General features: G+C 39.8%; 11 protein-coding genes. 2 read left to right on the top strand and 9 right to left on the bottom strand.

The window, feature by feature from the left end; all coding sequences use genetic code 11:
• Window positions 1–37 precede the first annotated feature (37 nt).
• From VGE44_RS10960 to VGE44_RS10970, 3 genes are all read right to left on the bottom strand, one after another.
• Window positions 38–2305, bottom strand: coding sequence for an aconitate hydratase (locus tag VGE44_RS10960; protein ID WP_331078908.1), 2268 nt, complete (start codon window positions 2303–2305; stop codon window positions 38–40).
• A 586-nt stretch (window positions 2306–2891) separates the two neighbouring features.
• Window positions 2892–3353: an OsmC family protein gene (locus VGE44_RS10965; protein WP_331078910.1), complete on the bottom strand. Its 462-nt coding sequence runs from the start codon at window positions 3351–3353 to the stop codon at window positions 2892–2894.
• 12 nt (window positions 3354–3365) lie between these two features.
• On the bottom strand, window positions 3366–3752 hold the full coding sequence (locus VGE44_RS10970; RefSeq protein ID WP_331078912.1) for a DUF302 domain-containing protein: 387 nt from the start codon (window positions 3750–3752) through the stop codon (window positions 3366–3368).
• Between the two features lie 206 nt (window positions 3753–3958).
• On the opposite strand from VGE44_RS10970, the gene VGE44_RS10975 reads away from it, so the two are divergent.
• Window positions 3959–4354: a putative zinc-binding protein gene (locus VGE44_RS10975; protein ID WP_331078914.1), complete on the top strand. Its 396-nt coding sequence runs from the start codon at window positions 3959–3961 to the stop codon at window positions 4352–4354.
• Here the strand turns inward: VGE44_RS10975 and queD are convergent.
• The 6 genes from queD to VGE44_RS11005 all read right to left on the bottom strand — a co-directional run bounded on the left by queD (window position 4328) and on the right by VGE44_RS11005 (window position 10427).
• The gene (gene queD / locus VGE44_RS10980) at window positions 4328–4684 is read right to left on the bottom strand and encodes a 6-carboxytetrahydropterin synthase QueD (RefSeq protein ID WP_331078916.1); all 357 of its coding nucleotides are present in this window, start codon (window positions 4682–4684) and stop codon (window positions 4328–4330) included. The two genes, VGE44_RS10975 and queD, sit on opposite strands and share 27 nt — an antisense overlap.
• Before the next feature lie 43 nt (window positions 4685–4727).
• The gene (locus VGE44_RS10985; RefSeq protein WP_331078918.1) at window positions 4728–5897 is read right to left on the bottom strand and encodes a beta-ketoacyl synthase N-terminal-like domain-containing protein; all 1170 of its coding nucleotides are present in this window, start codon (window positions 5895–5897) and stop codon (window positions 4728–4730) included.
• 297 nt (window positions 5898–6194) lie between these two features.
• On the bottom strand, window positions 6195–8219 hold the full coding sequence (locus VGE44_RS10990; protein ID WP_331078920.1) for a TonB-dependent receptor domain-containing protein: 2025 nt from the start codon (window positions 8217–8219) through the stop codon (window positions 6195–6197).
• A 4-nt stretch (window positions 8220–8223) separates the two neighbouring features.
• Window positions 8224–9045 (bottom strand): FixH family protein, encoded by an 822-nt coding sequence (locus VGE44_RS10995; RefSeq protein WP_331078922.1) that lies wholly within the window; start codon window positions 9043–9045, stop codon window positions 8224–8226.
• Window positions 9046–9219: 174 nt separating this feature from the next.
• Window positions 9220–9588 (bottom strand): hypothetical protein, encoded by a 369-nt coding sequence (locus VGE44_RS11000; protein ID WP_331078924.1) that lies wholly within the window; start codon window positions 9586–9588, stop codon window positions 9220–9222.
• A 221-nt stretch (window positions 9589–9809) separates the two neighbouring features.
• Window positions 9810–10427 (bottom strand): polysaccharide deacetylase family protein, encoded by a 618-nt coding sequence (locus VGE44_RS11005; RefSeq protein ID WP_331078926.1) that lies wholly within the window; start codon window positions 10425–10427, stop codon window positions 9810–9812.
• Window positions 10428–10527: 100 nt separating this feature from the next.
• On the opposite strand from VGE44_RS11005, the gene VGE44_RS11010 reads away from it, so the two are divergent.
• Window positions 10528–11877: a TolC family protein gene (locus VGE44_RS11010; protein ID WP_331078928.1), complete on the top strand. Its 1350-nt coding sequence runs from the start codon at window positions 10528–10530 to the stop codon at window positions 11875–11877.
• Window positions 11878–11886: the final 9 nt, after the last annotated feature.

Here is an 11886-nt window from a genome sequence, read left to right on the forward strand (position 1 = left end):
GAACTTTTGGCTTTTTAATATTTAGCAGGTTATTTTATTAACCCTTTTGATTCATTCTGATGATATTTAATGCACCACCTGCTTTGAACCATTCGATTTGCTGCTCATTATAGGTATGGTTAACACTGAATGATTCAGTATTTCCATCCGCATGATGAAGCACAATGCTCAATGGTTTGCCGGGAGTGAAATCATTTAATCCGCAGATATCAATCGTATCATCTTCAAGAATACGGTCATAATCATTTACATCTTCGAATGTCAATGCAAGCATTCCTTGTTTCTTGAGGTTGGTTTCGTGAATACGTGCAAACGATTTTACCAGAATGGCACGTACACCAAGGTGTCTTGGCTCCATTGCAGCATGTTCACGTGATGATCCTTCTCCGTAATTTTCATCTCCAACAACAATGCTACCTACACCAGCCGCCTTGTATGCACGGGCAGTAGCAGGTACTGATCCGTATGCTCCATCAAGCTGATTTTTTACATTATCTGCTTTTTCGTTGAAGAAATTCGTTGCTCCGATGAGCATATTATTAGAGATATTATCAAGGTGTCCACGGAACTTCAACCATGGACCAGCCATAGAAATATGATCAGTAGTACATTTTCCTTTTGCTTTGATCAGAAGTTTTAATCCTGTAATGTCTGTTCCTTCCCATGCTTTGAATGGATCAAGCAATTGAAGACGTGCAGAATTTGGATCTACGATCACACTTACTTTAGTTCCGTCTTCTGCCGGAGCCTGGTATCCTGCATCTTCTACTGCAAATCCTTTGGTCGGCATTTCGAGACCTTGTGGCTCATCAAGTTTAACCTGTACGCCCTCTGAATTAGTAAGTGTGTCGGTCAATGGATTGAAAGCTAAATCACCCGCAATGGTCATTGCAGTAACAATCTCAGGAGATGCTACGAATGCATGGGTATTCGGGTTTCCGTCGTTACGCGACTTAAAGTTTCTGTTAAATGAAGTAATGATCGAGTTTTTACGGGTAGGATCATCGCTATGACGAGCCCATTGTCCTATACATGGTCCGCATGCATTTGCAAGAACCACACCACCCATTTTCTCGAAAGTATTCAGGTAGCCATCGCGCTCTACAGTATAACGTACAAGCTCTGAGCCAGGTGTAATTGTGAATTCAGCCTTTGCTACCAGTTTCTTATCAACTGCCTGTTTAGCCAGAGATGCTGCTCTCGAAATATCTTCGTAAGAAGAATTGGTACATGAACCGATCAAACCAACTTCTAAAGTTTGCGGCCATCCGTTATCGCGTACTGCTTCAGCAAATTTTGATATTGGCCATGCCATATCTGGTGTAAAAGGACCGTTTATATGAGGTTCAAGAGTTGACAGATCAATCTCAATCACCTGATCAAAGTAATTCTGAGGATTAGCGTAAACTTCATCATCTCCTGTTAAGTGTTCTTTAACCTGATCAGCAAGTTTTGCAATCTCTTCTCTTTCAGTGCCTTTTAAATAAGTTGCAATTTTATCATCGTATCCGAATACTGAAGTGGTTGCACCAATTTCAGCACCCATGTTACAGATTGTCCCTTTTCCGGTTGCAGAAAGTGATCTTGCTCCTTCTCCGAAATACTCAACAATATATCCTGTACCACCTTTTACAGTCAGGATACCGGCAACTTTAAGAATTACATCTTTTGCAGAAGCCCAACCTGAAAGTTTACCTGTTAGTTTTACACCGATCAGCTTAGGGAACTTTAACTCCCATGCCAAACCTGCCATTACATCACAGGCATCAGCACCACCAACGCCAATGGCAATCATACCTAAACCACCTGCATTTGGTGTATGAGAGTCGGTACCGATCATCATACCACCTGGGAAGGCATAATTTTCTAAAACTACCTGGTGGATAATACCCGCACCCGGTTTCCAGAAACCAATTCCATATTTATTTGATACAGATGCAAGGAAATCATAGACTTCTTTATTTTGAGTATTGGCAGTTGCCAGATCCTCGTCAGCACCAATTTTCGCCTGAATCAGGTGATCGCAGTGTACAGTTGAAGGTACAGCTACTGTTGGTCTGCCGGCTTGCATAAACTGCAATAATGCCATTTGAGCAGTTGCGTCCTGCATCGCAACACGGTCAGGGGCAAAGTCAACATAAGTGACTCCGCGCTCATGAGCTTCAGTTGCGTTACCATCCCATAAGTGGGCGTATAAAATTTTCTCTGTTAATGTAAGTGGCTTACCAACAACTTTACGCGCTGCCGCAAGACGCGGACCGTAGTTGTCGTAAACCTTTTTGATCATGTCTAAATCAAATGCCATCTTATTTGCTTGATTTTAATTTATTTCCAATTCTAATTGCCAGCGAAGTTACATAAAACGACCTTAAAAATGAATAGATAAGAGCATTGAAAACGCAAAAAAATATGTATTATCTGAAAAATAATACACAATTTCCCGAAAATGAAGGTGGAGAGAAGCTTTGAATAACCTGTTTCGATATAAGGAAGGGTAAAACAATACGGTAAGAATACATCAGATAAGGTTCTGGAGCAACAATAATTTGTTTTTTGAAACCAATGCCTGTGTGTTACAGGCTGGTTCAGCCCTTTCCTCCGGAGTATTTCCGGCAAGAAATCGCGTTCTATGTCAAATTACGAATGGCCGGAAGTTACCTCCTTCGGCAAGGTTTATTTTACCCGGGTTTGTATTTCATTGGGACGGGCAGCCGGGAGCTGCTGCTGTGCGCAAGTTCATTTAAACATTTAAAGAGGTTCCAGCTTTCGCTGGATCCGATAGCTATCGGATGACAACATTGTTGGTGGGGATGGGGGAGATTCCAGCCTCCGCTGGAATCGAGGCATGGGATTTTCTATCGAACTCACATTGGAATAGAAAAAATGAGGAATTATAAGCTCAGGCTTAGTTCCTCATTTTTATTCGTGAATATTTGAATATCATTATAATTTACTTCCCATGTAACCGGAAGCGCCTTCTTTAGCATGCTGCTGACCCCGCAGTATTTTTCCTGTGAATCTGTAACTGCTTTAATTGCTGCATCTTTTGCAGCGTCAGAGCCTTTAAAATTATAGATTAAGTGTATAGCAATGTATTCAATTGGAGCTTGTTTGCTTATTTCTCCGATTGCTTTGATATCAAAATCATCTACCGGCTGTCCAAATTTTCTGAGCAGTGATACAACATCCATCCCTGTACAACCCGATAGGGCTGTCAGTACGAATGGCTTGGGAATAGGTCCATTATCTTCTCCGCCAACTTTTTCGGGTGCATCCATAATAACGGTATGCCCGTTCACTAAGGTATTGAACTGCATTTTACCCATCCATTGGGTCTCAATTTCATGTATCATGATTGCTGATTTCTAGAGATTTTCGATTACCCTGCGTAATTTTCCACTTACTGAAGAAGCGACATCTCCAAGCGAATCATTTTTTATTGCCATCATTGATGCAATCGGATCAATTGCCGAAACTTCAATTTTGCCATCCTCATGTTCCTGGACAACTACATTGCAGGGCAGCATTGTACCGACCTTGTCCTCAGACTTAATCGCCTCAAATGCGAAGTTTGGATTACAGGCACCCAGGATACGGTATTTGCGGAAATCTACGTCAAGTTTCTTTTTAAAGGTTTCTTTGACATCAATTTCAGTAAGTATGCCGAATCCCTCTTTCTTCAGTTCTTCGGTAACTCTGGAGATAGCTGTATCAAAATCTGTGTTTAATGTTTTAGAAAAATAATAGCTCATGATCTTATACTTTAAGGTTTAAATGATAATCAAATATCCGCTTCGTTCACCTCTTCAACTGTTACATCTGTTACAATACTCTTTGAATTATATCGGATACTTTATCATTCTTTTATCAGATTTTATTTAAAACCTGCTCAAATATATGCTAAGATTTTAATAAAAGATAAATTTATCCTTTATTTGTTTTAAACAATCTTAAAAAAATGAATTTAAGAAAACCACTGATCTATTCCTGCTCGGGATGTTCGAGTGCCGCTCAAATGGCTAATTATATTGCTGTAAGATTAGATCGTCAGGGTATTGCAGATATGTCGTGTATTGCCGGAGTTGGGGGTGGAGTAAAGAAACTTGTAAGAACAGCACTTTCAGGAAGAAAAATAATAGTACTTGACGGGTGTCCGCTTGCTTGCTCCAAAGCTTGCCTGAGTCAGCATGGGATCGTACCTGATATACATATAGATCTTAGTACTCTGGGTGTTTCGAAGAAGGAACATGAAGATTTTAATCAGGCTGAGGCCGACGAAATCATCGGGCAACTTTTAGTAAAGATCAGTGCTGCAGAAAATCTGGATTTAGCTTCCCTCGTAAATCACCCCTGAAGTAGGGGTTTCTTTTAACTCAATCCTTTTTAATTCAGGGATCAGGGGCTTTAATTTGTTCCATAACCAGATGGCCAGGATTTCGCTGGTTGGGTTTTCGAGTCCGGGTATTTCGTTCAATAAATGATGGTCCAGAATTTCAATAATGGGTTTGATATGCATTTTAAGATCTCCATAATCAATGATCCATCCGGTTTTTTCATCGGGTTTACCCTCCACGAAAACACTAAGTGCATAAGTATGGCCATGCATATTGGCACATTTATGCCCTTCGGGTACATTGGGAAGAAAATGTGCTGAATCGAAAGTGAATTGCTTGTAAATTAACATGCGGCAAAATTAGGTTCTAAATTAAAGATAAAAATGATCCTGATCAGTTTTGAGGATTATTTTCAACCAGAATGCTGAAAGCTGTTCCGCCGAAACCTGCAGCATTGATGAGGATTTTTTGCAGCGATTTCGACTGTTTTTGCAGGGGAAGATATGGCACCTGAATAAATTGATCGTGTTGCATCATTAAAAGAGCCATTTCAAGACTCATAGCACCAGAAGCACCGAAAGTATGTCCGATTTTCCATTTATTTCCGGTTAAAAGGGGCTTATTTTTACCAAAGATGATTTCAATTGCTGTCATTTCAGAGCTGTCGCCCAACATAGTGCCCGGTGAATGCATGATTACTGCGTCAACACTTCCGGGTTGATGACCTTCAAGAGCCATTTGCATTGATTTTTGCAGGCAGAGGGCATTTTCAGATAAAGATGCCCCATGGCTGATGATCTCTGTTCCAAAACCTATACCTGTAATAAATCCAATTGCGTTCTCAGAATTAAGCTCCAGACAAAAACAGGCCGCAGCTTCCCCCAGAATCAGGGTATTCTGCTCTTTTTTAAGATCCATACTCCTGCAGGGATAATCCTGATCAAGTGCCGAATATATTTTGAGTGCCTTCATCTGGGCAATTGTAAAAGGCGTTAAGGGAGCCTCGCTGCCTCCGGCCAGAAAGCGCGTGCAAAAGCCTGCCTGGAGCCATGCAGCGGCATTGGCAATCGACTGTAAAGCCGTTGAACAGGTAGCAGAATGCGAAATGGCTGGCCCGCTTATATTCTGGTCGCAGGCAACCCAACTGGCAATATTTCCCAATGTAGTGCCAGGAGAGGTCAGTGGATTTACTTTTTGGTTACCGCTCTCAATAAATTCACTGTGATATTTTTCAAAGCATGCAGTTGCTCCTCTGGATGAACCCATATTAATAGCAAATCCTTCAGCTGTGTTCCATCCTGCCTGCTTTACGGCGATTCTTGATGCTGCAATAGCATAAAGTACACTGGGGTCAAGCTGCTGGTATTTCTTTTCCTTAATCAGTCCGGTAATTAGTTCTTTTGCCTCAATTGAAAGTCTTGCAACCCATTCAGGTTTGTTAATTATATTTTCCCTCAGAAAGCAATGCTGTTTATTCAGGTATTGGTTCCAGACAGATTCACTGTTTGTACCCAAAGCCGAAATACTTCCGTAACCACTTATCGCTATTTTCAGGTTTTTCATCTGTTTGTTTTTTGTTTTTAACGGCGATGAAGAGATCATGATTTGACAATTATACCCCTGCGGGTTTCGGCAAAATCATGATGGTTTCATTAAAACTGTATGCTATGTTTTTCTAATCCGCTTCGAATGTAAGGCAGATATCGCTGATTTAAAAAATAACGGAATTTTTTATCAAAGAAAAAACCAATGAAAACAATCCGAAGCGATTTGTTGCTCTCATTGGTTATACTATATGCTGTTTTTCTCTATTACAATGTCAGATAGTTTTTATCATCCAGAATAATCATAAATTCAATCCTAAAATTTCAGAGATATCATTGAATATATATTTCTTCCAGGACGAAGCATTTTACCCCAGTCGAGGTGTTCATAATAGGCCTCGTCCAGAATGTTTTCGATTCCTGCAGAAAATTCAAGATTGTATTTCTTCAGACTGAAGGTATAGCTGGTCCGCAGGTTAAAGATTGAAAAGCCCGGACTGGTTTTTTCACCGAATGCCGTACTTACTCTGTTCTGTCCCGAACTTAATTCACTTTCTGCCTGAACGAATAGTTTTTCATGGTTAAATCTCAGCCCGGTAATTGATTTTAAAGGGGAGATTAGGGGGAGAGGATTTCCTGAATTATCCCTGCCATGAACCCATTTGATGGTATTGTTGAGAGTGAAATGATGGTTTGCAAACTGATAGTTCAGGCTGCTTTCTGCTCCGCTGATTCTGGCTGATGGAATATTGCTATATCCGCGAACACCATCTGCACCAATAGTCATCACACTTAAACCGGATTTAGTTTGTCCCAATATATAATTCTGCAAATAGCTTGTAAATCCACTTAATTTCAGAGAAATATTATTTAATGAATAGATAATATTTAACCCTGCATTTAATGCACTCTCATTTTTTAAATCCGGATTTCCGATATAATCATGGTTATCCATGCGGTTAAAAAGATAGAAGCCATAGCGTTCTGATGTAGTCGGTAAACGTTCACTGTAGCCGGCGCTTGCATATAGTGTAAATTCGGAATTCAGATATCGGGTGTAACCTGTGCTGAAATTTTTCAGCAGCCTGTTTGCCGGCTTCGATACGTCGTATCCCAATACTGCAAACTGGTCTTGTCCCATTTTGTCGGTAAGTTTTGAGAAAGCGGCATCCATTCTGACTTTGAAGTCGATTCTGCTTTTTTCGTTCACTGAGATCAGATCCTGAATGTATAAGCCCGTCACAGTTTGATGATTGACAGGCCATGTCAGCATATACATCGGGGCACTGTTGGCGGGATACATGGTCATGTCTGCTTTTACCCGATTATGATATGTATCCAGTTTCATGCTGATTGAGTGTTTGCCGCGATTCCTTAATTGAGTCTCAAGGTAAGCGCCCTGGGTATTACTCCAGCCAGGCATATCCATATGCATGGGTACTGAAGGACGTTTGGTATCATCCATAGCATGTTTGATGCTGTTTACATAAAATTTTGCTTCCAAATTACTGATCAAGCCATCTTTTGGATTATTTCTGAAGGTGATTGCTCCAACTCTTGCACGGGCATTTCCTACGTCCATTGGCAATGCAGGATAGCCTATGTTCCAGCCGTCGTCGATAAGTACATCAGCTTTCAGGATACTGTTTTCGCTCAATTGATATTTGCCTGAAATACTCGCATTGGCCTTCTCATATTGCGAAAAATCCACTTTTCTGTTCAGACCATCCCGGTAATTGTCTGCTCTGCGATAAACTCCGCTTACCCGCATTGCCCATTTTGATGTGCCGTAATCGAAGGCCATAATATTCTGAACTGCAGCGGCTGCAGAATAATAACCGGAGGCCAGAGTGCCCGAAAGTTTTTTCTCAGGGTTAAGCATTGCTTCTGCAAGTTTCAGGTTAAGGCTTCCGCCGATGGATGCTCCCATTGCCATCCCGTCACCCGCATATTTTATATCAATGCTTTTCAGGTTAACGGGCTCTGTGTAAATAGTCACAGGATCCATTTTGTCAGTACATGCACCAAAAAACTTCATCCCATCAATCACTACATTGACCTGGCCTGCACTGAAAGCGCGAAGTACGGGTTCCATTCCAATCGGACCTCTTCTGATCAGACTCACACCCTCGATTTTTGAGAGGATATCTTCGGTACTCGAAAGACTTGAGGACTGGTAAAATGCCGAGCCCGGATGTTTGCTCTGTGTATGTCCTTGAATATGAACCTCTTTTAGTTCCAGACGTTTGTAAATGGTATCCTGAGCAGTCTCCGCTGCTTCAGAGTAGCCTGAAATAATCAGGCTACTAAAAAAGAGAAGAATATTTAAGAAAGGTTTCATATTCTCAGAATAAAAGATCAAAGAAGGTTGTTGTTGATTTGCCATCCTTATTCAAAACCAGGTTTATCCTCCAGTCGCCGGTCATTGTAAAGTTCACCTTGCCTTTATAATGGCCATTTTTAGTCAGTGTTGGATTGACATTATTTGGTGAACCGTGCCCCATGCTTGGCATTTCGGGAGTCATAGTGATGCTGTAATTATCCTCGGCCGGGAAAGTCATCATATCCTGCTTTTTAAATACTGCGATCTCGAAATCATTAACACCGACTTTCGGACTTGCAGGATTGATATAGGCGATGGTGAGTTTTGATCCATCGGCAGCGGTAATAGTTTTTACCCGTTCAGGCTGTGATTGTTTTACCTGTATGGCCATTTCAGCTTTTCCATATTTAGTCTGGCCTTCTTTTTTAACCATCACTATCATTCTCCACTTACCGCTTTCACCGGAGCTAGGCATGGTAAATACTGCTGCACAAGAGAAAAGTGAGTTATCAGCATCCATGCTTTCCGGGTTTTCAAGAGGGGCGGAGTGGCTCATTTTAGCGCCGTTCAGATCCATATCCATAATAGGGAGAATCTGTACAGAAGATCTGTTTAGTGCCTTACCTGAAGCCGAATCGGACAAAGAAATATATAGTTTCTGGTAACCGGTATTTAATTCTGTACCAGACCATAGTTCTACTTTGGCAGCAGAACCAATAGCAAAAGCGTCAGCAATTTTAATCAGGTTTTTTTTGGGGTCTTCAATTATTATGTCTGAATCTTTTTGGCAAGAGCTGAGAATTGTACCTGCAAGGGCAAGTGCTAAGAATAGTATCTTTTTCATTTTGTATACAATAAGATTATGGTATGGAGATCCTGATGCACATAGCTTTTCAGCGAGGCATAGAAATCTATCCTGTAATTATTAAAAGGTCTTTTTTACCCGTTTTTTATTAAATTTAAGGTCCTTGTCCGACGATAATTTCCGGACATTATTTCCAGGTGAAATTTGTTGGTTTTAGACCAGAGGGGGATGAAATATCTTATTGTTTAATGTATGTGAATAAAGGTTTTTCAATTCAGGTATGGTATTCTCAATAAGAATGTATTCGGGGTCAATTGAAAGGTGTACATGGGGAATAAATACCGGAAATTCGATCTGTTTAAAAATTTCTGCACTTTGTTTTTCAGCCTTGTCGGCCTCTCCCATTTTCTTTTTTAAATAACATTTTCCTTTACAATTCAACTCCGGTTTGTCTTTATTCTCGCATAGTTCAGCGATGATGTATTCTATGTTAAGAGTGTAATAACTTATAAGACCTATTTTAATAAGGCATTGAAAACTCAGTGCCATTATTAAAATCAGACTTATGAATTTATACTTCATACAAAATATCCTGGCTATCGGGATAAAATTAATAAGGAATGATATGTCATGAAATGACAGGTGTCGGAAGAAAAAATGAGATTAGTCATCTTTTATAGATTCTGAACATAAATTATAGCTATTCTTCTGACAGAAACCCTAAGGGTTTACTGCATTGCAAAAATAGCCTTTTTTTAGCTAAGGGCAATAAAAAAGGGAATTGACCAGATAAAATTTGCTGTTTAAAGGGTTCTAAACTGGAATCCCTGTTCAGTTAGTTTTTCAAGGATAACTGGCAGAGCATATTCCAAACGTTCGAATGCTTTCTGACTGTCATGGAAAACTATAATTGATCCATTTTTGTGATGCTTTAAGACATTTTCGACACATTGCTCTTTCGTAATACGCTCATCAAAATCACCACTAAGTACATCCCACATCACGATTTCAGTTTCAGGAAAACATTTCCTGATTGCGGTTATCTGTGATTTTTTTATCCTGCCATAAGGGGGTCTGAACAGACGTGTTCCTGTAAGTACAGAAGCCTTTCTTACATTGTCCAAATAATCGCTGTCTGATGTTTTCCAGCCCCTGAGGTGATTATGTGTGTGATTTCCAACTGTGTGTCCTTCAGTGATTATATCGGATAAAATAGATGGATTCTTATCTATGTTATCGCCGATACAAAAGAACGTGGCTTTGCAATTGTATTTTTTAAGAGTATTTAATACATAGGGTGTAACAACTGGTATGGGTCCGTCGTCAAAAGTGAGATATACATATTTCTTTTTGCGGCTTTTATGCCAGGTTAGGGTGGGGTATAACCATCTGAGCCAAAAGGGAGAATAAGCTAAATACAATTGCCTTCTAATAATTTATCACGAAGATAAATATGTTATTAATTAAATGATAGTATTTTTAGAGTGGATTTACATCCTAACCAATCTTGTTGAATAATATATGAAACATCCAAACCCTAAGGTCTTTTACAGATATAGTGTTTTTGCCTTATTGCTGGCCGGTTCTATTGTGAATCCGCTTTTCGCACAGGAGCGAATCACCCTGAAAAGGGCTACTGAACTGGTCATTGAGAATAACCTTCAAATCAAGCAGGCTCAGTTTTCTGAGGCCATATCTGAAGAGAACCTGAGTCAGTCAAAGCTTGCCCTTTATCCCTCACTAAACGCTAATACAGGTCTTAATTTTAACTTTGGACGAAGTATTGACCCATTGACCAACCAGTTTATCAATCAGGCAATTACATCAACCAGTGGGAACGTTACTTCCAATACAGCTTTGTTTCAGGGATTTAGAAGGATGAACGAAATATCCCAAAACAAACTCCAGCTTGAAGCTGATAAAAGCAATACCCAAAAGGTTAAGAATGATCTGATTTTAGCCGTTGTAACCAATTATTTGTCGGTACTCAATGCTCAGGATCTTTTGATTGCATCACAGCAACAGCTGGATATAGCGAAACAGCAACTGGATATTGAACAAAAATTCTTTGATGTAGGTAATAAAACACTTGCTGATCTTTCACAGGCAAAATCGCAGGTTGCAACTGCAGAACTAAATGTCACCAATGCAAAGAATCAGGTTGATCTGTCTTTTTTGAATCTCGCACAATTATTGGAACGTGATCCATCAGTACCATTTGAAGTTGAAAAACCTCAAATTGATAATATTAATAATGTTAATGCAGCCTATTCTGCTGTAGATGTTTTCAAAACAGCTTCATTGAATTTTCCTGATATAAAGCTTGCTGAATATAGAAAACAGGTACTTGAGAAAGAAATAGACATCGCAAGAGGAGGGTATTTTCCATCCCTCAATCTTCAGAGTGGTTTTGGTACCCGGTATTCGAATGGAGCATTTGCAAATAATTCTTTTGCTTCACAGGTAAAAGATAACTTCAACCAGTTCATTGGTTTCGGATTGACTATTCCAATTTTTAATGGACTAACAGCCAAGTCTAATGTGCGCAGGGCAAATATTAATTTTCAAAATGCAATGTTGTCTGAGCAGCTTGCAAAAAATAACCTGAATAAAGTGATAAATCAGGCTGTTTATGATCTCAGAGCGGCAGAAAAACGTTATTATTCTGCACAGACTGCTTATGAATCGTCAAAGGAAGCGTTTAATGTAATACAGCAGCGCTATGCAGTTGGCTTGGTTAATTCTCTTGATTTTAATCAGGCACAGACAAATTTAAATAAAGCACAGTTTGATCAGATTCAGGCGCAGTATGACCTTATTTTCAGAAGTAAAGTAATTGATTATTATCTGGGCAATCCAATCACCTTTTAATCAGAAAAA

Origin of the sequence: Daejeonella sp., assembly GCF_036405355.1 — a bacterium.
Lineage (GTDB): Bacteria > Bacteroidota > Bacteroidia > Sphingobacteriales > Sphingobacteriaceae > Daejeonella.